This is a genomic window from Pseudobacillus wudalianchiensis (assembly GCF_001685015.1).
GTDB lineage: Bacteria > Bacillota > Bacilli > Bacillales > Domibacillaceae > Pseudobacillus > Pseudobacillus wudalianchiensis.
In genome coordinates this window covers 167,946-190,529 of sequence record NZ_MAYT01000031.1, presented here as the reverse complement: position 1 = coordinate 190,529, position 22,584 = coordinate 167,946, and the positions used below count along the sequence as shown (strand labels likewise).

Here is a 22,584-nt window from a genome sequence, read left to right as displayed (position 1 = left end):
TCCAATCCTTTTTCGTTGTTGGCTGACTTCAAAAAATCGCTACTTTCTTCACAAAACCCGTGATGCTATTCTAATAAACTTTTACATTTTTGAAAAGCATTATTTGTCGTGTGTTATATTTTTTTATATGCTGTAATTACTTTTCTGAAATAAAGAGTCACACTTTTGAAATTTCAACTTTTCACCAACAACAGCTTCAAATAGAAAAAAACACTTTTAGATTATAAGCAAAATATAATAGGTATAAAGAAATGAATCTGGAAACACCTATCTTTCCAGGCGCAGTACCTAAAAGGGATTAATGAAGAAAAGGAACGTTTACCACCAGCCTGCAATTTTACTCTATTTGTTTTATCGTCCAAAAGTTAAATCTTTTTATGTCATAATCCACAAGATAAATTATTTTTTATTTGAAGCAGCCTCTCTGCCACTTCCAAGCAACTCGTTAATGAAAGCGGCTGCTCAAAGGAGAATTCATAAATCTCTTGGATTTTTCGGGCTAATACCTGCTTATTATCAAATTGATGCACGGCTTGGATCGCATCAGCTGTTTCTGTGTCGTAAAAATCGCCTCCTTCTTTGAATGGGTCCCATTCACGGAGAATGCGGTCAAATGCTCTATTCTTTTCAATATCTTTGTTCATACTTTTATGCCTCCTTAAGTAAAAGAACAAAATACTGCCCTTTTTTCTTAAAATAATTTAACATGATTATATATTACTTGTCAGGATGGTGAAGATTATGAGTAGATTTGATCGAGTGATTAACCGCACAGGAACAAACGCGGTGAAGTGGGACAACATAAAAGCTGTATTTGGTGTAGAAGACGCTTTGCCAATGTGGGTCGCAGATATGGATTTCGAAGCGCCCGATGCCGTAAAAGAAGCTGTTATCAAGCAAGCCGAACATGGTATCTATGGCTATACAGTCATCCCCGATTCTACGAGAGAAGCCATTAAGAACTGGATGGCTGAGCGGCATAATTGGCAAATTGAAACAAACTGGCTGCTATTCCACCATGGTGTTGTGCCGTCTCTTGGCACAGCTATAGAAGCATTCACTGATTTAGGGGACTCTGTTTTACTGCAATCACCGGTTTATACACCTTTTTTCGATATGATCGAGCGCAACGGTCGACTCGTCGTGAACAGTGAACTCGTCTTGGAAAACGATCGCTATGAAATCGACTTTGCAGATTTAGAAGAAAAGTTATCCCGCGAGGAAGTAAAGCTCTTTTTACTGTGCAGCCCTCACAATCCCGGCGGCCGTGTCTGGACGAAAGAAGAGCTGACAACCATTGCGGAGCTTTGCCAAAAACACAATGTTCTCATTGTTTCTGATGAAATACATAGTGACTTGACAGTTGAACCCCATAAGCATATACCAATCGCCTCTATTCAGGAGCAATTTCAATCTATCGTCGTGACATGCATCGCACCAAGCAAGACATTCAATTTAGCAGGTCTTCAATCCTCAGCTATGATTGTGCCTGATCGGGAATTACGCGCTAAGCTTCAGAAAGTGCTAGCGAAGCAAGGGTTCTTTACCTTGAATATGATGGGTATTGCGGCGATGGAAGCAGCCTACCGTGAAGGCGGCCCTTGGCTCGATGAAGTCATCGACTATATCCGTGGCAATACTCGGCTCGTAAAAGAATTTATCGATCGAGAGCTGCCAGAGTTAACAGCCATTGAGCCGGAGGGAAGTTATTTAGTCTGGATCGATTGCCGTAAGCTTGGCCTCAGCGACGAAGAGTTAATGAGGAAAATTCTGTTAAAAGGGAAGCTCGCTCTTGGGCAAGGCTCTAAATACCGGAGCGGCGGAGAAGGCTTTGTACGCATGAATGTTGCCTGTCCACGACCACTCGTAGAAGATGGGCTCCACAGATTAAAAACAGCCCTTTCCCAAACTGATTAAAAAATAGTTATCAACAACCCAAAAAGAGATGCCAACGGACCGGCATCTCTTTTTTTATCCTATACTCCTTGCTTATTCCCCCACACAAAGGTGTGAAGCTGGGGTAAAACCCGAACATCCTTCCAATCAGAATCAGGCATAACTTTATTGATTAGCCACTCATATCTGCTAACAAGATAAGATAACAGGTTCGTCGGATTTTGTTCTTGCAGTTTATCATTTCCTACTTGTAGAAAGAAGGTTAAATCCGGATAAAGCTGATGGACTTTTTTGGCAAATGCTAAATCTTGATCATCAAAGATGACGATCTTCAGGCTGACGGCTTTTTCTTGCTTTATTAAACGTTCAACAATAAGGGACAATTGTTCAAAGTCCGTTTCCATTCCGGAGCTTGGTGGTTTTGGTGAGATTGTTAATTCATCAATTTTGTAAAACCACTCCTGCCAGCGGCTTCCTTGTGTTTCAAGTGCCGTTTTAATTCCTTTTTCGGTTAGCTTAGCAAGCAAATCATCTATTTGCGGAAGCAGGGCCGGATTGCCACCAGAAATTGTCACATGATCAAATGTGTCCCCGCCTATCTTGATCAGCTCTTCCCAAATTTCTTCGGCTGTTAACAATTGAATTCTCTCTTTTGCTGAACCATCCCAAGTAAAGGCGGAATCGCACCAGGCACAGCGATAATCACAGCCGGCTGTCCGGACAAACATCGTCTTGCGTCCAATTACGGCTCCTTCGCCTTGTACAGTTGGTCCGAATATTTCTAACACCGGAATCTTTTTCATTGGAAATCCTCTTTTTGCGGCCGAAACACCACATAGCTCGTCGGTGTTTCTCTCAAAAACACCTGAATGCACAACGGCTTATTCGGCAATTTATTGAGCGATTCCTGGATCACTTCCCAAAATTTCCGTGCCACCACTTCTGTTGTCGGAAAATCATTAGGATCCATTTCATTAAATAGAGAATCCTCATTTAAAATAGTATGATCAAAACGTTTATGGATTAAGTTTTTGATATCCTGAAAGTTTACTAAAAAGCCTGACTCATTTAGATCATTGCCAACAACGGTCACATTCGCAAAGTACGTATGACCATGCAGGCGGCGGCATGCCCCAGCTGCTTCATGAGGCACATAATGAGCCGCAGCAAACTGAAAATCCTTATTTAATTCATAGCGGTAAGAGTGCATAGGCACCGGATAAATTTGCTGTATCATTTTGATCCTGCCTCCCTTTTCGCTACATATTTATTTAATCCATTTTGACGAAGCTTGCATGCTGGACACTCCCCGCAGCCGCTCCCCTTTATGCCATTATAGCAAGTTAGTGTACGTTCCCTTACATAATCAAACGCACCAAGCTCATCGGCTAACTCCCATGTTTCTGCTTTATCCAGCCACATAAGCGGAGTATGAATGACGAATGAATAATCCATGGATAAGTTTAACGTTACATTCAATGATTTAATGAAGACGTCACGGCAATCGGGATAGCCGCTAAAGTCAGTTTCACACACACCCGTTATAATATGGCGGGCATCGTATTGCTTGGCAAGCACCGCAGCAAAAGATAAGAACAATAAGTTGCGCCCTTCTACAAACGTAGAAGGCGGTTCGCCGTCTTTTTCTGTAATGTCTATATCTGTCCGTGTCAGCGCATTAGGAGCAAGCTGGTTCAATAATGACATATCTAAAATGTGATGCGGTATATTTAAATCTTTAGCAATGTCAGCTGCACATTCCAGCTCTAGGCGATGGCGCTGTCCATAATCAAACGTGACAGCAATCACTTCGTCAAAACGCTCTTTAGCCCAAAACAAACAAGTTGTACTGTCCTGACCTCCACTAAAGACAACTACTGCTTTTTCTTTACTCATCCTTTATCTTCCTTCCTTCTTTTCATTTGGCGCTGTTATATTGGGCGATTGATTTACAATACAGGCGGATGCTTTCCGCTGCAATCAACTATTGAAAAAACAATCTCTACCTTTAACAGAACCTTTTCTCTAAAAGAAGAAAGAGATTCAAGAACTGTGACTCTAAAATACCTTTATTTTAGGCAATAGAAAAAAACCGTCTAGACGTAGACAGGCTTTTCTCATAGTTTTTTATAGAGGGAGTTCGCGAACCTCTCCTGCCTAAAGCAGAATTCTTTCTTTTATTCTTGTACACTATAACACAAATTAGCCAATCTGAAAAATACTGCGCAGCCGTTTGTTATTTTTTCATGTCACTGTACTTTTTATTGACTTTCTCTTCCTCTCGTTTAGAGATTTTTCTAAAGTACATAAAGACAGCTACAGCAGCTGCCGTAAAAATGGCCATTGAAATAACAGCGGGAATATACTCTGTCTTATCTTCAGGGAAATACAAAAAAAACATCCCCATCATAAATGATTGCAGCACGATTCCGTCTCCTTTCGCTGCCTAAACAGCAAATTCTTCAATCAAGTGCCTTCTTCTATTATATCAAGTTCTCTTTCCCAAACCAACTATCCACAAAAAACAAGACGAACTGATCTTCATCAATTCGTCTTGCACGTTCAGGCTTCTGACGCCTTATTTATTCGATTACGGTAATCTTTTCAATGAGGACGTCTTCTTTCGGCTTGTCCTGTGCACCCGTTGGCACACTAACGATTGCATCCACTACATCCATGCCTTCTATTACTTGTCCAAACACAGTGTGACGGAAATCAAGCCACGGAGTGCCTCCGTTTTTCATGTAGAAGTCCGTAACTTCTTGAGGGTATCCTGCTTTTTCCATTTGCTCTTTAAAGCCAGGATCCATCTTGCTGTTTTGCACGATGAAAAATTGGCTGCCATTCGTATTAGGTCCCGCATTCGCCATAGAGAGCGCTCCACGGAAGTTAAACAATTGCTGAGAAAACTCATCTTCAAAAGCATGGCCGTAGATGCTTTCCCCGCCTGTTCCTGTTCCTTTCGGGTCTCCTCCCTGAATCATAAAATCAGGAATAACCCGGTGGAAAATCAAGCCATCATAATAGCCGTTTCTACTATGAGTGATGAAGTTTTCAACCGTTTTTGGCGCCTGCTCAGGGAACAATTTAATTTTAATTGTTCCTTTACTTGTTTTCATTTCAACGAGCTGTTCATTCTCTGCTACTTCTGTTGTGAATTGTGGATAATTCATTTTCTTATCTCCTTCCTGTTCTTTACCCTTCTCTGCTGCTGGCTTTGACAATTCTGGCAATTCTTTTTTAGGCTCTGACTCTTTACCACAACCAGTAAGCAAGAGGAGGGTTGTTACAAATAGAATGCAAAATAAACGATACATCCTCTCACCTCTGCCTTTTCTACTTTAACTGATTGATAAAAAAAAATCACCTGCTGGCACCTAATATTTCTTTCACAGATTGATTCTGGTAAAGTGGAGAGAGCAGAGGAGGTAGAAGATTGTGATTAAAACGGGAGAAACCGTGACAGCTTTTTATAAAACAGGAAAGTATATCGGGGAAGTTAGCGGCGTTCATTCGGACGGCTACACAGTGAAAATATTAGCCGTGCTGCGTCACCCCGCTCAAGGAGATCTTCATCATCCTAAACAGGTGGATGTACCATTTTTTCACGAGAGAAAAGCGCTTGCCTACACAGAAAGAGCTAACATTCCAGCAGCAACTGTCAAGCCTTATGAGGGAAGCATCCCTGATTATAATGAGTCCCTAAAAGAAGCGGTTGCCGCACTTCAACACAGATTGGAACAAGAAGAAAGTGACTTCTCTAGAAAAAGCCTTGAAGCGCTGCAAGCAATTAAAAGAGAGTACGAACTCATGTACAATTTGTCATGGTCTTAGGCCATGCGGTTAAGTAACTTAGAAAAGTCAACGAGGTCGCCGATCGTCGGCGGCTTTGATTTTTTCATATATTCTTTGTCTTTCTCAACGAGGTTATAAATATGATAAGTAGTCAGAGCATCATCAAGAGCCCGATGGTGTTTGCCCGTTCCTTCTTTCCCATACTCCTGCACCGCTTTCCACAGCCCTGTCTGGTTACGATCACCGAAGAAGGTTTTATACTCCATCGATAAATCAATAAATTGGCCTTTGAGCGGAAATGTCAGCCCAGCCTCTTCACAGTTCCTTCTTAACACCTTCATATCCATATTGCCCCATGTAACAACCGTTTGGTTCTCTTTCTGGCTTAGTTCCGCGAGTAAACAGACTAGTTCTGGAAAAGCTAATCCTTCATCTACTTGTTTTTGCTCTATCTTTAAAAAACGCTTACATCTTTCAGTTAACTTTGGAAAGGCAGAAGGCTTCACATAGGAAGAAAAAGTGTGAACGATATTCTCTCCCTCAGCAACCGCTATACCCGCTTCAATAATTTCAGGATAAAATCCTCGTGCCGTTAACTTAGCATCCGGCATAGAAAACTCAAAATCAATGAAAAAGATTCTCTTACTCACAGAAACCTCCTCCTTTAACCAAAATAAGCTGTCCTTGATTTATTCTATTATAATCCTTAGCTGCTCATGATGTATATAACAGCTTGTTTCTCATTCTAAAAACCCCGCTGCCTTTTAAAAAATATACAAGACTTATTTACTTACTTTCCCGTCATTGTGAAAATTCCTGCAAGAAAAACATAAAATCAACATAATAAATGAATAAAAAGAGAAAATTTCTAAATTGGAGTCTTGCTGGCAAACTCCGATAGATATACTTTCTTAACCTTCTTTTTAATGTATCTATTTTTTTACCCAGCCACCAAAGCTTCTCGTATTTTCCTATTTTTCTCTTGATAGCCTCTTTCTAAATTGCCGGCTTTCGATTATGATGATGAAAGGATTATTTTTTTACTTGTTTTTCCACAAGAATAACAAATTAGAATGAAGAAGGCGGTTTACGGAATGAGGACAGTTTTTGGTTATATGTTAATAGTTTTACTCCTCCCGGTAGCTGTGTTTTTATTTTACGTTGCAAACGCAGAAGCACATAAAGTTAGGAGCTTTGATGAAGTAGTCGATGACAAGATTGTCATTAAAGACGTCCATCTTTCCCAGGCAAGTACAATTGTTGATAAAGATGGCAACCCTTATTTGGAGATTCATCAGCCTTACCGGATTATAGCAGACGGTAAAAATATCCCCCCTTTTTTAAAAGAATTATTTTTGCAGTCTGAGGATAAGCACTTTTATGAACACTCCGGCATTAATGCGGCAGCTGTTATGCGGGCCATGCTCGTGAATGCTAAAGCCGATGGAATTGAACAGGGGGCAAGTACAATCACACAGCAGCTTGCTCGTAACGTATATTTGAATCATGATCGGACGCTTGTCCGGAAAGTTTCAGAAATATTGTATGCCTATGAGCTTGAGAAAAGGCTGAATAAAGACGAAATTTTAAATCTTTATCTAAATGCTATTTATTTTAATCATCAAGTATACGGTGTAGAAGCTGCTTCGCAGTTTTATTTCCAGAAACACGTGAATGAACTAACAAAAGCACAGCTTGCTTTTATTGCGGCTATTCCGAACAACCCATCACTATATGATCCGATCCAGCATTTCAACAATACAAAAAAGCGCCAGGAACGATTAATTGACATGATGAAGCGGGAAGAATTCATTACCGCATCCGAAGCAGAAGCAATCAAAAAGGAACCCATCAAACTCCAAGTGAGGGACCGAATCGATAAATATGCCAGCTATTCAACTTATGTAGAGGACGAATTAACACAATTAATTGCTAAAACGGAAGGCTTTGATCAACAGTTGAAAAATGCTAAAGGCGATGAAAAAGCAGTGATTGAGCATAAGCTAAAGGATCGCGTTGAAAAAGTACGATCATCAGGCATCATTGTTTATACCTCTTTAGATCCTGCTTTACAGCAAAAAGCTGAAAATGCCGTTAACTCCGTACTTAGCGGCTCATCCGTACAGGCATCCGCGGCTGTTATTCAAAATAATTCCCGAAATATTGTAGCTCTTGTCGGTGGAAGAAACTTTGACCGCACGCAATTTAATCGAAGCTTTCAAGGATTCCGGCAGCCTGGTTCGACTATTAAGCCACTACTTGATTATGCACCATACATTGATACTACCCAGGCTAGCATTGATAGCCTAGTCAGCGCGGACAAATATTGCGTTGGCCGTTGGTGTCCAAAAAACTACAGTGGAAAAGAGTATGGAATGGTTACATTAAAAACAGCTTTAGCCAATTCATATAACACAGCTGCTTTGCGTTTGTTCGTAAAAACAGGGAATGAGAAAGCCTATTCTTATTTAGAAAAGTTTGATTTTGAAAGAATGACTGAGGAAGACCGAAATTCATACGGCAAAGCACTTGGCGGTTTCAAACATGGCATGACGACGCTCGAAATTGCAGGAGCCTATACCTCTTTTATTGATGGCACATTCAAAAAGCCTCATGCGATTCAAAAGGTGACAGACCGTCAAGGCAACTTACTTTATGAGTGGAAAGATGAGCCACAGACAGTCTGGTCGAAAGCAACGACTTATAAAATGCGTGCTCTATTAGCAGGTGTTATCCAAAACGGGACCGCTAAAAAGGCTAACCCTGGCAAAGCGTATGCTGGCGGTAAAACAGGGACCACAAACAGCACAAAAGACCTTTGGTTCTCTGGCCTAACAGATCAGTACACGGCAAGTGTCTGGGTAGGAAAGGACTTGCCAGAAAGCATACGTTACTTAGAAAGCTACGCACCAAATCAATTAATCTGGCGTAACATTATGCGCTAACATTAACAAATAAGAACAGCTGCAGGGCTTGTATCCTGCAGCTGTTTTTATTTTCTTAAAAAAGCTATTTTCCCTTTATTCAGCGGCGGCCTTGTCTTTGTGCTCATTCGCCGTTGTTCATCGTTCACACTTTTTTCTTCACGCTTCCCCGCTATTTTTGTCTCACTTTTTGATATTCCCCACAAAAAAACCGCCAAAGCGGTTTTTAAAGCGGCAAGCTGCCGAGCAGCCCGTTGTAGATTTTCATTCCGAGTAATGCAAGTGCAACTCCTAAAGCTGACCATGAGACAATTTGGAAAGTAATAATTCCTATTAAATTAGCTATAGAAAGCGCTGGACTTGTTTTGTACACGAAAAAAACGAGATAGCCAGCTGCTGTTAATAGAAAGATAGCCAAAATCCCAATTATTGAAGAGAAACTAATTAAGGAAAGCAGCCCACCGACAAAAAAGATGATAGAGCCGTTACGAACAGTTTTTAGCAGCTCCCCTTCAGTGTCTTTAGAAAAAAACAAAAGAGACAGCTCGTTTACCGTATTAGCGATCACTTTTAAGCCAGCAAGTATAAAGAAAAAGAGAATCATTAATGAAAGAGTGATCACTAAATTGACTTCTGTCTCTGTGAACAGCTCTAGCATTTCATTATACAAACCTACTTTCTTAAATAACGAGATAATGAGTTCTTGGACAAATAAAGCGAACGACAAACTAAATAATAAAATAGCTATCAGAGGTAAATAACCAGTTAGATAAGTATTCTTCATAAACAATATACGCTCCTGTTCCGTTCAATCCATTTTATTATGCAAGAGCCAGCAAACAAAGACAAGTTCTTTTTTAATAATTTTTGGAAGCGACAAACATTTTTTGGCAAGAAAGTTACGGGCAAGAAGTATGATAAAAATTTTTTTAATGAGCCATTATGCCACGTTCCTACATATTTATTATTATTGACCGACTTTTCAGCAAGTTTCCCTTTTAGACAATGCAGGAAGTAATTTTTTACGTTATAATGCTCTAGGAGGTCAAAATTTGCGCAAGCAACGGTCGGCTTAGCTTGAAAAAGGAATGGTTGCCTGCAAACATTTGTCCTTCTTTTATACACATTTACAGATTTAATTTATGAGGGGGGGATTTTTTTGTCTTTACTGCATTTGGCCATCTTTTCTCCTTTTTTAATGGCTATTTTAGTTCCTTTCTTTTATAAAGGACTGCGAAGCATACATACAGGCTGGTTTGTTCTGATCTTGCCAATTTTGCTTTTCACTTATTTTATCGGGTTTCTTCCAGTTACTCGTCATAATCAAGCAGTGGAAAAATCATTTGATTGGATTCCATCATTGGGTATCCGCTTTACTGCCTATGTAGATGGATTAGGCCTATTATTTGCTTTACTCATTACAGGGATTGGCTCACTCGTTGTGCTTTATTCCATCTTTTATTTATCAAAGGAAAAGGAAAGTCTTCACAATTTTTACGTTTATTTATTGTTATTTATGGGCGCCATGCTTGGTGTTGTGCTGTCAGATAACCTCATTACGTTATATATGTTTTGGGAACTGACATCTATTTCTTCTTTCCTATTGATTGCTTACTGGTATGACCGCGAACGTTCTCGTTATGGAGCGCTTAAATCGATGCTCTTAACTGTATTCGGCGGCCTTTCCATGCTTGGGGGTATTTTATTACTTTCTATCATGGGTGATACCTTTAGCATACGCGAACTCGTCTCGCAAGCCGGTGAATTAAATGGCCATCCGCTCTTCTTGTTAGCGCTGATCCTCATTCTATTGGGAGCCTTTACAAAATCAGCTCAGTTTCCATTTTACATATGGCTTCCTGATGCGATGGAAGCGCCTACTCCTGTTAGTGCCTATTTGCACTCTGCCACAATGGTCAAAGCCGGAATTTACTTAGTTGCTCGTTTAAGCCCTATTTTTGCTTTTTCAAGCTACTGGTTTTGGATTGTTGGGGCGATTGGTATTTTCACCATGTTCTGGGGCTCATTTAATGCAGTCAAGCAAACAGACTTAAAAGGAATTCTTGCTTTTTCTACCGTTAGCCAGCTCGGGTTAATTATGTCGCTTTTAGGCGCTGGAGCTGCCGCTTTACACTTTGATTCATTAAATGACAACATTTACATTGCGGCGATTGTTGCTGCCGTCTTCCATTTAATCAATCATGCTACATTTAAAGGCAGTTTGTTCATGGTTGTGGGCATTATCGATCATGAAACCGGTACACGGGATATCCGGAAGCTAGGCGGATTGCTCAGCTTTATGCCGATTACCTTCACAATCGCTGTAATTGGAGCCTTTTCCATGGCGGGTCTTCCTCCATTTAATGGATTTCTAAGTAAAGAAATGTTTTTTACCGGCATGATTCAGCTTCTTGACTTAGATATTCTCAATTTGCAAACATGGGGACTATTATTTCCTGTACTTGCTTGGGTCGGCAGTATCTTTACGTTCATTTACAGCATGATGTTTGTATTTAAGACATTTTCCGGGAAATATCAGCCGGAGAAACTCGAAAAAAAGCCGCACGAGGCGCCTATTGGCATGCTGATCTCACCTATCATCCTCGCTGCACTCGTTATCTTGTTCGGGCTGTTTCCAAATTTATTATCCTATACTCTCATTCAACCAGCCGCTGCTGCTATCGTTCCTTCGTTAGTCGCGCCTGGTGAACAGCTGCCGGTCCATATTTCTCACTGGCATGGGGTTACACCTGAACTCATGATGACGATTGGCGTTGTGGCTGTCGGTATCTTAATGTACGTAACGTTAAACAAATGGATTAAGCTATATACACTATTTCCTGGAAAAGTAACACTAAATGCCTTGTATGATACGAGCTTATACGCAGCTGAGCGTGGTTCGTATACACTTACGAAAGCGTATATGAACGGCTTTATCCGTACCTATCTCGTTTACATTTTCGTTTTCTTTATCGGTATCCTTGGATTCACGATGTGGACGCAAAATGCTTTGACCATTGATAAGAGCAACTTAGCTCCTATTGGTGTGTATGAGATTGTATTAGTGATCATTATTGCTGCCGGTATCTTTACTATTTTGTTTGCTAAATCTCGGTTAACTTCCATCATTGCCTTAGGAGCAGTTGGCTACACGGTGTCCCTCTTCTTCGTTATTTTCCGGGCACCAGACCTAGCCCTAACGCAATTAGTCATTGAAACAGTATCTGTCGCTTTATTCTTGCTTTGTTTTTATCATTTACCGAAGCTTAACCGCCACGAGGAACGCATGGGCTTTAAACTCGGTAATGTTATTATTTCTGTTGGAGTTGGGGCTGTTATCACGTTAATGTCCATCTCCTCTCATAGCAATAAAATGTTTGACTCGATCGCTAATTACTATATCGCCAACACATATAAAGAAGCCGCAGGTAAAAATATGGTCAACGTTATCCTTGTTGATTTCCGCGGATTCGATACATTGTTTGAAATCAGCGTACTGGCAATCGCCGGCCTTGGAATCTTTGGCCTCATTAAGCTGCGGTTAGCAAAGAAAGGAGAAGAAGCCGATGAAAACTAATGATGTGATTTTACAAACAACGAGCAAAGTTGTGTTTTTCATCATTATTCTCTTTGCTATCCACCTATTCTTCGCTGGGCATTATCATCCCGGCGGCGGGTTTGTTGGCGGGTTAATGACGTCGGGGGCGATCGTCCTTCTTCTTCTCGCCTTTGATATTAAAACAGTAGCGAAAGGTTTTCCGATTGATTATAAAATCTTAATCGGCGTTGGTTTGCTATTTGCCATCGGCACAGCAGCCGGTTCGCTTATTTTTAATGTTCCTTTTTTCACCCATGTGTTTGGCGATGTCTATTTGCCGCTTTTCGGAGAAACTTCTCTCCATACTGCTATGCTATTTGATTTAGGGGTTTACTTAGTTGTCATTGGTGTGACCATGACCATTATTCAAACGATAGGAGAGAGTGAATAATGGAAATTTTAATGTCAATCGTAATCGGTGCCCTCTTTGCCAGCTCAGTCTACTTAATGCTTTCTAAAAGCTTGCTGCGCATCATTATCGGCACCGGGCTGTTAAGCCATGGCGCTCATTTGTTAATTATTACAATGGGCGGATTAAAAAGAGGCGCTGCTCCTCTTCTCGGTGAAAAGGCGGCCTCTTATGTAGATCCACTGCCGCAGGCGTTGATCTTAACAGCCATCGTTATCAGCTTTGGGGTTACAGCCTTGTTCCTCGTTTTGGCCTATAGAGCCTATCAGGAGCTTGGTACCGATAATATGGATGAAATGAGAGGTAATGAAGCAAATGATTAACTTGTTAGTTTTGCCGCTGCTTATTCCTCTCCTAACTGCTGCTTTGTTGATTTTTTTAGCTAAATCTCTTAAAGCGCAGAGAATACTTTCTGTCATTTCTGCTATTGGTACATTAACTGCTTCTATTATTTTATTGCTTACCGTTAAAAAGAATGGAATTCAAACAGTAAACGTTGGTAGTTGGGACGCGCCATTTGGAATTACACTTGTTTCCGATACCTTATCTGCCCTGCTCGTGACAACGTCTTCCCTGATTACACTGTGTGTAATTCTATATTCCATCCGCTCGATCGGTACGGCGCGTGAACGATTTTATTACTATCCCGTCGTTCAATTTTTATTGGTTGGCGTAAACGGAGCTTTTACGACAGGTGATATTTTCAACTTGTTCGTCTTTTTTGAAGTCATGCTCATGTCTTCTTATGTATTGATTGTGATTGGCGGCACAAGAATCCAGCTGCGTGAATCTATTAAATATATTTTAGTGAATGTTATTTCGTCTGCTCTTTTCGTTATTGCTGTCGCTATGTTGTACTCTGTCGTTGGCTCTTTGAACATGGCAGATATTTCTCAGCGTATCGCCGAAATTGGCCATTTGCCGATCCTGACTGTGATCGCGGTATTATTCCTAATCGTATTTGGATTAAAAGGGGCCATCTTCCCACTTTACTTTTGGCTTCCAGGTTCCTATTATGCACCGCCAGTACCGATACTCGCTTTATTCGGTTCCTTGCTTACAAAAGTAGGGGTATATTCCATTTTACGCAGCTATTCCCTGTTCTTTTATCATGATCAGGCTTTTACACATGAACTACTAGGAATCCTAGCCATTATTACGATCATCGTCGGCTGTATCGGCGCTATCGCTTACTGGGACGTAAAAAAGATTGTGATTTACAACATTATTATTGCAGTCGGCGTGCTCGTATTCGGGATTTCTGTTGCTACTGAAGAAACATATAAAGGAACTGTCTTTTACACGATTCATGATATGATTGTAAAAGCGGCCCTATTCTTATTAATTGGAGTCATGATTAAAATTACTGGGACAAGTGATTTACGAAAAATGGGCGGGTTGATGAAGAAATACCCACTGCTTGGCTGGACGTTTCTCGTTGCTTCTTTCGCACTTGCCGGTATTCCGCCGCTCAGCGGATTTGTTGGAAAGCTGTTAATCGTACGTGGAGGACTGGCGGAAGGAGAATATGTAGGTTCCTTAGTTGTTCTCTTATCCAGTCTGGTCGTTCTTTATTCTGTTATTAAGATCTTCATGAATGGGTTTTGGAGAGCGCCAAAAGACTATCCGGGTGAAGAAAATCAGCCTGTGATGTCTTTATGGGTGCCAGGAGCCATTCTCGTGCTTGCATCGGCATTTTACGGTGTAGGAGCGGAATTGATGTACCCGATCATTTCTCAAGCCACTGATGCACTCGTACATCCGGCAATCTATATTGATGCAGTGTTAAAGGAGTAATGTCTTATGGCTTTTCAAATTTTACTTAATTTCTTTTTGGCGTTTCTGTGGATGTTTCTACAAGTATCCATTAACAGCAAAACCTTTATTATCGGATACTTAATTGGCTTGATTTTAATTTACGGCATGCGCCGGTTCTTTAAAACAGAACTGTACGTGCGCCGTGTGTTTGCCATCATTTACTTAACTCTTCTCTTCTTTAAGGAGTTGATTATGGCAAACATCGACGTATTAAAAGTGATCTTAAAACCAAAACTTGATATCCAACCAGGAATTTTTGCTTTGCCGACTGAGCTGAAATCAGACTGGGAAATTACCTTGCTTGCTAATTTAATTACATTAACTCCCGGCACATTAGTCATCGATGTATCGGATGATCAAAAGATCTTGTACGTCCATGCGATCGACGTACCTGATGTACAGGATGCGATCAACGGCATAAAAGAATCATTTGAAAAAGCGATTATGGAGGTGAGCCGCTGATGTTAGTAACAGTTATGAAACTGTCACTTATTTTAATTACCTTAGCGATGCTCGGCTTCATCTATCGGCTTATTAAAGGGCCTACCATCCCTGACCGGATTGTCGCTTTAGACGCGATTGGCATCAACTTGATCGCCATGATTGCCATTCTCTCTATGCTATTTAAAACGAATGCGTTTTTAGATGTTATTTTATTGCTTGGCATTTTGTCCTTCATCGGTACGACTGCTTTCTCCAAGTTCCTTGAGAAAGGAGAGATCATTGAAAATGACCGTGATCGTTGAGCTCGTGATCATTCTCTTTCTGTTATTCGGCGTCTTTCTTACTTTGGCGGCTGCCTTTGGGGTTATTCGGCTTCCTGACGTATATACCCGCAACCATGCAGCCTCTAAAAGTGCCACACTTGGAGTGATGTCGATCTTGCTCGCTTGCTTTTTATATTTCTACTTAATCGAGGGGCACTTCAGCTCGCGCGTTTTGCTCGGAATTGCGTTTATCTTTATTACCGCTCCAGTCGGTGGACACTTAATTAGCCGTGCAGCCTATAATGCCGGTGTCAAGCTGTGGGATAAGAGCGTACGCGATGATTTGAAAAATAAAAAGTAATCCTAGAAAAAGAAAACAGCCAGTGGAAAAACACTGGCTGTTTTCTTTTTCTTTATTGATTTTCGCTGCAGGCAGGTGCTTTTCCCACCAGAGTCCCTGCCTTCCACTACAATCAATTATTAAAAATAACATCTACCATTCACAGTTTTTTTATAGAATGGTCTTTGGAAGCTTAATTCTCATAGAGACGTCTTTCTTCACTCCCATCCGCATGATGAACAACAAGAATGCCATCGCGCTCTTTTACATACTCTTTCGCTTTATCTGAAAGCCCTTCTTTTGTTTGATCTGCTAAAATGCTGTGCGTTGTTTCCTTTTTCACAAGCTGCCAGCCTTCGCCGCTCTCTTTTGGCTGCAAGTGATAGACCGGGCGTTCCTCATCGTTTCCATGCCCTTTGCCGACCGAGCTGCGGGCACGATCAATCGCGATGGCAATGACTTTCCCCTCTTCATAATCTTCTTCTAGAAGGGCATTGGCAATTTCAATCGCTTTCTCCCGTACTTTATCGGGCAGATTTTTCATTGAATCAGGGTAATCCTGGTTAGTCCATGGCATATTTTATTTCCTCCTGCTCATTGAGTTACCCTTCTTTTTCCCTGTTTTTATTTTTTAGAAACGTCTACGCTTTCTTTGGCATGACAGCTACTGTGCAGCGTGAAAGACAAATAAGCTCCTCCTGCTCATCTCGAATCTCAATTTGCCATACCATTGTCGTTCGGCCGCGGTGTACAGCTTGTGCTGTAGCCGTAACAATCCCTTCCCTTTTAGCCTTAATATGATTGGCATTAATTTCAAGCCCAAAACATATTTGTGTTTTTTGATCAATTAAATAAGCTGTTCCGACACTTGCTGCTGTTTCCGCTAAAGCAACAGAAGCACCGCCGTGCAAATAGCCGAGTGGCTGATGAGTCCGTTCATCAACCGGCATTGTCATGACTACTTTCCCTTCGCTAATTTCTACAAATTCCATGCCTAATGTGTGTGATAAGTTGTGTGTGTCTTTCACTTGATTCTTCCTCTCTTTCTTCCTAAAAAGTGAATAACGATTCACTATACTACATTCTTCTTTTAAAGTAAAAAACCTCTTTTATGCAAAGTTAAATATTTTATGCAAAAAAACATAAAAATAATTTTTTATTCTTATTCTTTGGCGCATAAAGCTACTTTTTTTCGCATAAACTCAACATTTTTCAGATAATTCTATCTTTTGGTATGATTCTTGCAATCTATTATATAAAAAATAATAAAAAAGAGGGATGATAGTGAAAAAAATTAAAACACCATCACTTGCCATCGCTTTAATTCCCATTATTGCGATGGTCACATTCTTATTTACTGGTATTTTTGTCTTTGAAGCAGACGCCCATATTCCCCTTTTATTAAGCGCGGTAGTAGCAGCAATTATTGCCATCTACCTCGGTCATACGTGGCGGGAAATCGAAAAAGGGATCATTAACGCGGTAACATTGGCGATGCAGGCCCTTCTTATTTTAATGGTCATCGGAACAATCATCGGGACTTGGCTTGCCGGTGGAATTGTGCCGACGATGATTTACTACGGACTGGACATTTTATCCCCTGCTTATTTCCTCCCGGCTGCCGCTGTTATTTGCAGCATAGTTGCCATTGCCTCAGGAAATGCTTGGACAGCAGCTGGCACTATTGGCATCGCGATAATGGGAATTGGAGCAGGCCTTGGTGTTAATTTGGCGATGGTAGCTGGTGCAGTTATTTCCGGCTGTTACTTTGGCGATAAAATTTCACCTCTTTCTGAAACAACGAATATGTCACCTGGAATTACCGGGGTGGAGTTATTTGACCATATTCGTCACATGCTGTATACGACCATCCCAGCCTTAGTGATTTCTGTTGTTATTTATTTCTTTATGGGTCTTTCTTTTAAAGGGAAAGGGGCTGGAATTGATGAAATTACTGCCCTTCAAAGCAAGTTAAGTGACATCTTTATCATTAGCCCGTGGCTTTTACTCGTTCCGATTGTAGTGCTAACGCTGATTGCTATGAAAACGCCGGCTCTTCCCGGTCTCGTCATTGGCTCGATTTTAGGAGGAATTGTCGCCATTACCGTCCAAGGGGTAGCTATTGGAGAAATATTAGCGATTATGGTGTATGGTTTCGAAATGGATACAGGCAATGAAGTCCTGGATAACTTATTAAATAACGGCGGTACAGAAGCCATGATGTATACTGTTTCTCTCGTTATGATTGCTATGAGCTTCGGGGGCATCCTCGAAGTAAGCGGCGTGCTTGAGGCTCTCGTCAACAATTTGCTGAAACTGGCCAAGTCGACAGGAAGCTTAATTACGACTACTGTTATTACGTGCATTACCGCCAATGTTATTGCATGTGATCAATACTTATCTATTCTTCTGCCCGGACGGATGTATATTAAAGCCTATAGAAAGCGCCGGCTTCATCCAAAGAACCTATCACGGACACTGGAAGATGCCGGTACAATGACATCACCGCTCGTTCCTTGGAATACATGTGGAGCCTTTATGACGGCTACTCTCGGCGTTTCAACCTTTCAATACGCGCCGTATGCTTTATTATGCCTGATTAGCCCATTAATGGCGATTCTTTATGGTTTCACTGGTTTTAAAATTACAAAGCTTTCTCAGGAAGAGATCGATCGCTTAGATGCAGAGGAACGAGCACTGAAAGGAACAGCTGAAAAAGAGTTGGCCCGCACGTCTCAAGCTTTTTAATCTTTCTTTTCTCAGCGTCTGTCTGTAAATAATAAAAGGACCTCCGAACATAGATGCGGAGGTCCTTTTATTCTCTTATTAATAGTAACCGTAAGGCCCAAAGGGTCCGTAAGGAGGATATGGCGGATACGGAGGATAAAAAGGGCGATATCCGAAAAATGGGCGCGCAATCGCTCCACCGATTAATCCTCCGAGCAGTCCTCCAACAAACGGACCGCCGACAAAAGGAAGAAACCGTTCATTTCTATACATTGTTAAAAAGCCTCCTTTTTCTCTGCCTACTATGTTTTATGCGAGAAGAAAGAAAAAGGGATGGGCTGCTCTATCAATCATACTTTCGTATAAAGGATACTGTTTCTATAAAATCATCGCAGCGATCCAGCCAAATAAGATAACAGGCAGATTATAATGCAGGAACGTTGGGACACATGTATCCCAAATATGATTATGCTGTCCATCTACATTTAAACCAGCTGTCGGTCCGAGCGTACTATCTGATGCAGGCGAACCTGCATCTCCTAGCGCGCCGGCTGTTCCAACAAGAACAATGGTAGCCATTGGACTGAAACCAAGTTCAAGAGAGAGCGGTACGAAGATCGTCGCAATAATTGGGACAGTTGAGAAGGATGAGCCAATCCCCATTGTCACAAGTAAGCCGACAATCAGCATTAATAACGCACCAAGTGCCTGATTACCTCCGATAATACCCGCTGCTTGTTCTACGAGTCGTTCAACATCTCCAGTGGCACTCATTACTTTCGCAAAGCCAGAAGCAGCGATCATAACGAACCCGATGAACGCCATCATCCTCATTCCGTCCGTAAGTATACTGTCTGCTTCATTCCAGCGCAACACTCTTGTTACATATAAAACAGCAATGCCTCCCAATGCACCAAATACCATGGAATCAGTCCAAAGCTGGGCTGCAAGGGCGGCAATAATAGCGATTATCGCTATAACAATCCCTGACTTTGTATAACCTTCTGTCTCCGCCTCTGCAACGGTTGTCACTCTTTCTTCATATTCCCTCGGCTTTCGATAAGAAAAGAAAACGGCAATCAGCAAGCCGCAGATCATACCGAGTGCTGGATAAATCATCGCTTTTGACACATCATCCATCTCTACCTTTAATCCACTTTCTATGATATTAGACGTGATAATTTGATGGAAAATCTGCCCAAACCCGACAGGCAGTAACATGTACGGTGTTACGAGACCAAAGGTAATGACAGAAGCAATCAAGCGCCGATCTATTTTCATTTCATTTAAAATTTGCAATAGCGGCGGAATCAATATTGGGATAAAAGCAATATGAATCGGGATTAAGTTTTGAGAAGAAATAGATACTAGCAAAATAAAAAAGATAATAAGCGCTTTAGGTAATTTCTTCTTCCGTGCCTCTTCTTTCTTCCCTATCCGTTTTAATACAAATTCTACAAGCGCCTTTGGAAGACCCGTGCTAGAAAGAGCTACCGCAAAACCGCCAAGCGCTGCATAACTAAGTGCTACATTCGCTCCGCCGCCAACTCCTTCAGTAAAAGCACTGACCGTCCCTTCTATTCCTAAGCCCCCGACGACTCCCCCGATCAGCGCACCCGTAATCAATGAAAATACAACATTTACACGAAATAGACTGAGGAGGAGCATAACGAGAACAGCTATTACAACTGCATTCATCTAAGATGCCCCTTTCACTTTACTATGCTAAAATGGTAGTGAACTAAAACGTAAGATAACAAACTTTTGGGATTGATGTCAATGGATTTTCAAAAAGAAAAAACCTTCAAAAAATTGAAGGTTTTAAAAAATGACTATGCTTATTTGATCTGTTCCATCGCCTGCCTAACGGTTGCATAGGTCTTGATAGAAGAAAGGTCGGAGCCAATATTCACCAATTTCTGAGCCAGATCCGGACGAATCCCTGTCGCAATAGCTTTAATGCCAAGCAAACCAAGAATGTGATAAACGTCTAATAAATGCTTCTCGACCATGGCATCGACTTGAAGGATACCTGAAAAGTCTATAATCAAACATCTTAATCGCATTTCAGCCATTTTAGGAATAGCCTTTTCTACCAAATATTGAACTCTCTCTTCATTTATAGAGCCAACAAGCGGCAATACAGCGAGACCATCACGCAGGGGAACAATGGGTGCCGATAAATCCATGATTTCTGTGCGCGCTTTCTTAATGATCGCAGCTGTCACTCTTTCGAAAGCAAGAACGGTTTCATTCATACTGATATCCAGCATGTAATTCAGCTGAGTATTAATAAATGTCACTTCCTCAGTCGCTAAACCGAACTTTAAGGAGGCATTCGTCAGTTTTTCTACAAAGACAATCCGGGTATAGGGATACCGGGCCACAATAATAGAAATTTTCTCTCCATGAGCAGCTGTCCGTTCTCCGTTCTTTTGGCTCCACTCAAGCAGTCCTTCCGGTACCTTTCCTTTCTTAGATAAAATGGCTTCTCCTAACATGGCGATGAAGTCTGTATACACGAGAATGGCGGCCTCAACTTCCTGCTCAGGCACGTGTGTTTCAAATTTCGGAACAACCGTATGTACAATGTCACGAGCTAGTTCTTTCGCATGCTCCTGTAAATAAGCAGACACTTTCGAAATGCCAGTCATCGTCTCTCACTTCTCCATTTTCTTTTTTTCTTATTATAGTCTAAAAAGGGAATCGGAAACATTAAATTGTTTTTAAACTAGACAAAGAGAGATGCACACCTTTCTCCTTTTGGCATCTCTCTTATGATCATCATTCCTCTGTTGTTCTCATAGCTAACAAGGCAAGTGTACGTGCCATTACGCCTGTAGCTCCAGCGGGACCTAAAGCTCCTGCTTTGTTCGTATCGGCCGTGCCGGCAATATCCAAATGAACCCATGGTGTCTCTTCTGCAAATTCACCTATAAAGCCGCCTCCCATAATAGCATGGCCTTCACGTCCGGGAGAATTATTTAAATCTGCAATTTTACTGTTGCGAATCCGTTTTTTATCTTTTTCTGTAAGCGGCAGCTGCCAAACAAATTCTCCCGCTTCTTTAGATGCTTCCACTACCTTTTCCAAAAACTTCTCATTATTTGTAATAGCACCTGTTTTGTCTGTTCCAAGCGCTACAATTACTCCTCCTGTCAAAGTGGCTACATCTATTAGATAATCCGCTTTATGATGCTTAGCGTACGTCATAGCGTCCGCGAGCACAAGACGCCCTTCTGCATCTGTATTGAGCACCTCAATTGTTTTGCCGCTCATAGACGTAATGACATCATCTGGTTTCAATGCCTCACCATTAATCATATTGTCTGTCGACGGAATAACGGCCACTATATTTTGATCCGGCTTCAATTCACCTATAATTTCCATCGCTCCCAATACAGCAGCCGCACCGCCCATGTCTATTTTCATGCCGACAAGGCCGTCCTTCGGCTTGAGAGAATAGCCGCCAGTATCAAAAGTAATTCCTTTTCCAACAAAACCAAGGACATCTTCCCACTCTTCCCTTGGCTGATATTTTAATGTAATCATTTTAGGAGGCGCTACGGAACCTTTATTAACAGCTAACAAGGCACCCATGCCGAGCTTCTCCATGTCTTCCTTCTCAAGAATTTCAATTTCAAAACCATACTTGTCAGCTAATTGCTTCGCGTGTTCTGCTAAGTCAGCTGCAGTCATTAGATTCGCTGGTGTATTTGCCAATGTACGGGCAGAATTCGTTCCCTGACTAAGCACGTAACCAACATGAAGAGCAGCTTTCACCTCTTCTAAGTCTGCTTCGGTGTACACTGTAATTTGTTCAATCCATTGCTCTGGCTCATTAGAAGGCTGCTTGTACCCTTTAAACTGATAGGAAGCAAGACCGTACGCTTCAGTAAAAGCCTGTGCAGCCTCGTCATACTCAATCGCTTCACATACAAAGCTATCGAGGGCGACTGCTGCAGAGCTGAGCTTTATTTTGTTCATTTTCTGTGCGGCTGTACCGATCGCTTCTTTGAGTTCATGAAAATCTGCTTCCTTTTCTTTGCCGAGCCCGATAAAAAGAAGCCTTTTAACAGGAATTCTCCCTAGCACAGGAATGACAGCTGTTTCACCTAGCTTTGCAGAAATGTCCCCTTCTTTCACAAGTTCAGTTAGTTGTCCATCCATTGCCTCATCCAGCTTAGCGAGTTCTCCTTCAAACTTGAGAGGACGGTCATAAAGGCCGATAAGTAAAACTTCTTCTTTCTGATCATAAAAAGATTGTTTTTTTACACTGAACATCCTTACACCTCCATTTCCATTATACAGGAAAGATTTTGAAGGAACGAATGTCTTCCCTAGTAGGAGTTGGAATAGTGGAAATTCAA

At 41.4% G+C, this 22,584-nt stretch carries 25 protein-coding genes and 1 riboswitch; of the genes, 11 read left to right on the top strand and 14 right to left on the bottom strand.

What is annotated here, in order from left to right:
- Window positions 1–380 precede the first annotated feature (380 nt).
- Entirely contained in the window at window positions 381–644 is a 264-nt protein-coding gene (locus A8F95_RS20360; RefSeq protein ID WP_065412220.1) for a DUF1871 family protein, read from the bottom strand.
- Window positions 645–741: 97 nt separating this feature from the next.
- Between A8F95_RS20360 and A8F95_RS20355 the strand changes: the two genes are divergently transcribed.
- Window positions 742–1,917, top strand: a complete 1,176-nt coding sequence (locus A8F95_RS20355) for a MalY/PatB family protein (protein ID WP_065412219.1) — start codon at window positions 742–744, stop codon at window positions 1,915–1,917.
- 59 nt (window positions 1,918–1,976) lie between these two features.
- Here the strand turns inward: A8F95_RS20355 and queE are convergent, their stop codons facing one another.
- The 5 genes from queE to A8F95_RS20330 all read right to left on the bottom strand — a co-directional run bounded on the left by queE (window position 1,977) and on the right by A8F95_RS20330 (window position 5,069).
- Entirely contained in the window at window positions 1,977–2,699 is a 723-nt protein-coding gene (gene queE / locus A8F95_RS20350) for a 7-carboxy-7-deazaguanine synthase QueE (RefSeq protein ID WP_065412218.1), read from the bottom strand.
- On the bottom strand, window positions 2,696–3,133 hold the full coding sequence (locus A8F95_RS20345; protein ID WP_049663959.1) for a 6-carboxytetrahydropterin synthase: 438 nt from the start codon (window positions 3,131–3,133) through the stop codon (window positions 2,696–2,698). Before A8F95_RS20345 ends, queE begins: the two co-directional genes overlap by 4 nt.
- The gene (gene queC / locus A8F95_RS20340; protein ID WP_049663961.1) at window positions 3,130–3,792 is read right to left on the bottom strand and encodes a 7-cyano-7-deazaguanine synthase QueC; all 663 of its coding nucleotides are present in this window, start codon (window positions 3,790–3,792) and stop codon (window positions 3,130–3,132) included. Before queC ends, A8F95_RS20345 begins: the two co-directional genes overlap by 4 nt.
- Window positions 3,793–4,009: 217 nt before the next feature.
- Window positions 4,010–4,053: riboswitch (PreQ1 riboswitch) on the bottom strand.
- Window positions 4,054–4,132: 79 nt separating this feature from the next.
- Window positions 4,133–4,321 (bottom strand): hypothetical protein, encoded by a 189-nt coding sequence (locus A8F95_RS20335; protein WP_065412217.1) that lies wholly within the window; start codon window positions 4,319–4,321, stop codon window positions 4,133–4,135.
- A 157-nt stretch (window positions 4,322–4,478) separates the two neighbouring features.
- Window positions 4,479–5,069, bottom strand: coding sequence for a peptidylprolyl isomerase (locus A8F95_RS20330; RefSeq protein WP_065412243.1), 591 nt, complete (start codon window positions 5,067–5,069; stop codon window positions 4,479–4,481).
- Window positions 5,070–5,337: 268 nt separating this feature from the next.
- On the opposite strand from A8F95_RS20330, the gene kapB reads away from it, so the two are divergent.
- A complete protein-coding gene (gene kapB / locus A8F95_RS20325; protein ID WP_065412241.1) occupies window positions 5,338–5,730 on the top strand; it encodes a kinase-associated lipoprotein KapB in 393 nt (130 codons plus the stop codon).
- Here kapB and kapD read toward each other — a convergent pair.
- On the bottom strand, window positions 5,727–6,341 hold the full coding sequence (kapD, locus tag A8F95_RS20320; protein WP_281181804.1) for a 3'-5' exonuclease KapD: 615 nt from the start codon (window positions 6,339–6,341) through the stop codon (window positions 5,727–5,729). The two genes, kapB and kapD, sit on opposite strands and share 4 nt — an antisense overlap.
- A gap of 444 nt (window positions 6,342–6,785) precedes the next feature.
- Here kapD and A8F95_RS20315 point away from each other — a divergent pair, with 444 nt between their 5' ends.
- Window positions 6,786–8,636: a transglycosylase domain-containing protein gene (locus A8F95_RS20315; RefSeq protein ID WP_065412216.1), complete on the top strand. Its 1,851-nt coding sequence runs from the start codon at window positions 6,786–6,788 to the stop codon at window positions 8,634–8,636.
- 205 nt (window positions 8,637–8,841) lie between these two features.
- Here the strand turns inward: A8F95_RS20315 and A8F95_RS20310 are convergent, their stop codons facing one another.
- The gene (locus tag A8F95_RS20310; protein ID WP_065412215.1) at window positions 8,842–9,399 is read right to left on the bottom strand and encodes a DUF5366 family protein; all 558 of its coding nucleotides are present in this window, start codon (window positions 9,397–9,399) and stop codon (window positions 8,842–8,844) included.
- Between the two features lie 375 nt (window positions 9,400–9,774).
- On the opposite strand from A8F95_RS20310, the gene A8F95_RS20305 reads away from it, so the two are divergent.
- Genes A8F95_RS20305 through mnhG form a run of 7 tightly spaced genes read left to right on the top strand, consistent with a single transcriptional unit; the run spans window position 9,775 to window position 15,508 of the window.
- Window positions 9,775–12,192, top strand: coding sequence for a Na+/H+ antiporter subunit A (locus A8F95_RS20305; protein ID WP_065412214.1), 2,418 nt, complete (start codon window positions 9,775–9,777; stop codon window positions 12,190–12,192).
- The gene (locus A8F95_RS20300; protein WP_065412213.1) at window positions 12,182–12,604 is read left to right on the top strand and encodes a Na(+)/H(+) antiporter subunit B; all 423 of its coding nucleotides are present in this window, start codon (window positions 12,182–12,184) and stop codon (window positions 12,602–12,604) included. Before A8F95_RS20305 ends, A8F95_RS20300 begins: the two co-directional genes overlap by 11 nt.
- The gene (locus A8F95_RS20295; RefSeq protein ID WP_041094411.1) at window positions 12,604–12,945 is read left to right on the top strand and encodes a Na(+)/H(+) antiporter subunit C; all 342 of its coding nucleotides are present in this window, start codon (window positions 12,604–12,606) and stop codon (window positions 12,943–12,945) included. Before A8F95_RS20300 ends, A8F95_RS20295 begins: the two co-directional genes overlap by 1 nt.
- The gene (locus tag A8F95_RS20290; RefSeq protein WP_065412212.1) at window positions 12,938–14,419 is read left to right on the top strand and encodes a Na+/H+ antiporter subunit D; all 1,482 of its coding nucleotides are present in this window, start codon (window positions 12,938–12,940) and stop codon (window positions 14,417–14,419) included. The genes A8F95_RS20295 and A8F95_RS20290 overlap by 8 nt, the downstream gene beginning before the upstream one ends.
- A 6-nt stretch (window positions 14,420–14,425) precedes the next feature.
- A complete protein-coding gene (locus A8F95_RS20285) occupies window positions 14,426–14,902 on the top strand; it encodes a Na+/H+ antiporter subunit E (protein WP_065412211.1) in 477 nt (158 codons plus the stop codon).
- 14 nt (window positions 14,903–14,916) lie between these two features.
- On the top strand, window positions 14,917–15,186 hold the full coding sequence (locus A8F95_RS20280; RefSeq protein WP_425415042.1) for a Na(+)/H(+) antiporter subunit F1: 270 nt from the start codon (window positions 14,917–14,919) through the stop codon (window positions 15,184–15,186).
- A complete protein-coding gene (gene mnhG / locus A8F95_RS20275) occupies window positions 15,170–15,508 on the top strand; it encodes a monovalent cation/H(+) antiporter subunit G (protein ID WP_049663986.1) in 339 nt (112 codons plus the stop codon). The genes A8F95_RS20280 and mnhG overlap by 17 nt, the downstream gene beginning before the upstream one ends.
- Before the next feature lie 172 nt (window positions 15,509–15,680).
- On the opposite strand, the gene A8F95_RS20270 is transcribed toward mnhG, so the two are convergent.
- The gene (locus A8F95_RS20270) at window positions 15,681–16,064 is read right to left on the bottom strand and encodes a DUF2188 domain-containing protein (RefSeq protein WP_065412210.1); all 384 of its coding nucleotides are present in this window, start codon (window positions 16,062–16,064) and stop codon (window positions 15,681–15,683) included.
- A 64-nt stretch (window positions 16,065–16,128) separates the two neighbouring features.
- Window positions 16,129–16,515 carry a hotdog fold thioesterase gene (locus A8F95_RS20265; RefSeq protein WP_077247474.1) on the bottom strand — a complete coding sequence of 129 codons (387 nt, stop codon included), beginning with the start codon at window positions 16,513–16,515 and terminating at the stop codon, window positions 16,129–16,131.
- Window positions 16,516–16,771: 256 nt separating this feature from the next.
- Between A8F95_RS20265 and nhaC the strand changes: the two genes are divergently transcribed.
- Window positions 16,772–18,235: a Na+/H+ antiporter NhaC gene (gene nhaC, locus A8F95_RS20260; RefSeq protein WP_065412209.1), complete on the top strand. Its 1,464-nt coding sequence runs from the start codon at window positions 16,772–16,774 to the stop codon at window positions 18,233–18,235.
- 78 nt (window positions 18,236–18,313) lie between these two features.
- Here nhaC and A8F95_RS22755 read toward each other — a convergent pair whose 3' ends face one another.
- The 4 genes from A8F95_RS22755 to A8F95_RS20245 form a co-directional block, all read right to left on the bottom strand.
- Window positions 18,314–18,487, bottom strand: a complete 174-nt coding sequence (locus tag A8F95_RS22755) for a hypothetical protein (RefSeq protein ID WP_176713774.1) — start codon at window positions 18,485–18,487, stop codon at window positions 18,314–18,316.
- A 105-nt stretch (window positions 18,488–18,592) separates the two neighbouring features.
- Window positions 18,593–19,912, bottom strand: coding sequence for a Na+/H+ antiporter family protein (locus tag A8F95_RS20255; RefSeq protein ID WP_065412208.1), 1,320 nt, complete (start codon window positions 19,910–19,912; stop codon window positions 18,593–18,595).
- A 140-nt stretch (window positions 19,913–20,052) separates the two neighbouring features.
- The gene (locus A8F95_RS20250; protein WP_065412207.1) at window positions 20,053–20,868 is read right to left on the bottom strand and encodes an STAS domain-containing protein; all 816 of its coding nucleotides are present in this window, start codon (window positions 20,866–20,868) and stop codon (window positions 20,053–20,055) included.
- Between the two features lie 130 nt (window positions 20,869–20,998).
- Complete coding sequence (locus A8F95_RS20245; protein WP_065412206.1) at window positions 20,999–22,498, bottom strand: leucyl aminopeptidase; 1,500 nt, start codon at window positions 22,496–22,498, stop codon at window positions 20,999–21,001.
- Window positions 22,499–22,584: the final 86 nt, after the last annotated feature.

What these genes read in the sequence shown, in the direction of transcription:
- queE (WP_065412218.1), bottom strand. Translation starts at nt 2,699, where the DNA reads ATGAAAAAGATTCCGGTGTTAGAAATATTCGGACCAACTGTACAAGGC.
- A8F95_RS20245 (WP_065412206.1), bottom strand. Translation starts at nt 22,498, where the DNA reads ATGTTCAGTGTAAAAAAACAATCTTTTTATGATCAGAAAGAAGAAGTT.
- A8F95_RS20290 (WP_065412212.1), top strand. Translation starts at nt 12,938, where the DNA reads ATGATTAACTTGTTAGTTTTGCCGCTGCTTATTCCTCTCCTAACTGCT.
- A8F95_RS20300 (WP_065412213.1), top strand. Translation starts at nt 12,182, where the DNA reads ATGAAAACTAATGATGTGATTTTACAAACAACGAGCAAAGTTGTGTTT.
- A8F95_RS20255 (WP_065412208.1), bottom strand. Translation starts at nt 19,912, where the DNA reads ATGAATGCAGTTGTAATAGCTGTTCTCGTTATGCTCCTCCTCAGTCTA.
- A8F95_RS20355 (WP_065412219.1), top strand. Translation starts at nt 742, where the DNA reads ATGAGTAGATTTGATCGAGTGATTAACCGCACAGGAACAAACGCGGTG.
- A8F95_RS22755 (WP_176713774.1), bottom strand. Translation starts at nt 18,487, where the DNA reads ATGTATAGAAATGAACGGTTTCTTCCTTTTGTCGGCGGTCCGTTTGTT.
- A8F95_RS20285 (WP_065412211.1), top strand. Translation starts at nt 14,426, where the DNA reads ATGGCTTTTCAAATTTTACTTAATTTCTTTTTGGCGTTTCTGTGGATG.
- A8F95_RS20270 (WP_065412210.1), bottom strand. Translation starts at nt 16,064, where the DNA reads ATGCCATGGACTAACCAGGATTACCCTGATTCAATGAAAAATCTGCCC.
- A8F95_RS20330 (WP_065412243.1), bottom strand. Translation starts at nt 5,069, where the DNA reads ATGAATTATCCACAATTCACAACAGAAGTAGCAGAGAATGAACAGCTC.
- A8F95_RS20345 (WP_049663959.1), bottom strand. Translation starts at nt 3,133, where the DNA reads ATGATACAGCAAATTTATCCGGTGCCTATGCACTCTTACCGCTATGAA.
- mnhG (WP_049663986.1), top strand. Translation starts at nt 15,170, where the DNA reads ATGACCGTGATCGTTGAGCTCGTGATCATTCTCTTTCTGTTATTCGGC.
- queC (WP_049663961.1), bottom strand. Translation starts at nt 3,792, where the DNA reads ATGAGTAAAGAAAAAGCAGTAGTTGTCTTTAGTGGAGGTCAGGACAGT.
- A8F95_RS20280 (WP_425415042.1), top strand. Translation starts at nt 14,917, where the DNA reads ATGAAACTGTCACTTATTTTAATTACCTTAGCGATGCTCGGCTTCATC.
- A8F95_RS20315 (WP_065412216.1), top strand. Translation starts at nt 6,786, where the DNA reads ATGAGGACAGTTTTTGGTTATATGTTAATAGTTTTACTCCTCCCGGTA.
- A8F95_RS20360 (WP_065412220.1), bottom strand. Translation starts at nt 644, where the DNA reads ATGAACAAAGATATTGAAAAGAATAGAGCATTTGACCGCATTCTCCGT.
- A8F95_RS20250 (WP_065412207.1), bottom strand. Translation starts at nt 20,868, where the DNA reads ATGACTGGCATTTCGAAAGTGTCTGCTTATTTACAGGAGCATGCGAAA.
- A8F95_RS20310 (WP_065412215.1), bottom strand. Translation starts at nt 9,399, where the DNA reads ATGAAGAATACTTATCTAACTGGTTATTTACCTCTGATAGCTATTTTA.
- A8F95_RS20295 (WP_041094411.1), top strand. Translation starts at nt 12,604, where the DNA reads ATGGAAATTTTAATGTCAATCGTAATCGGTGCCCTCTTTGCCAGCTCA.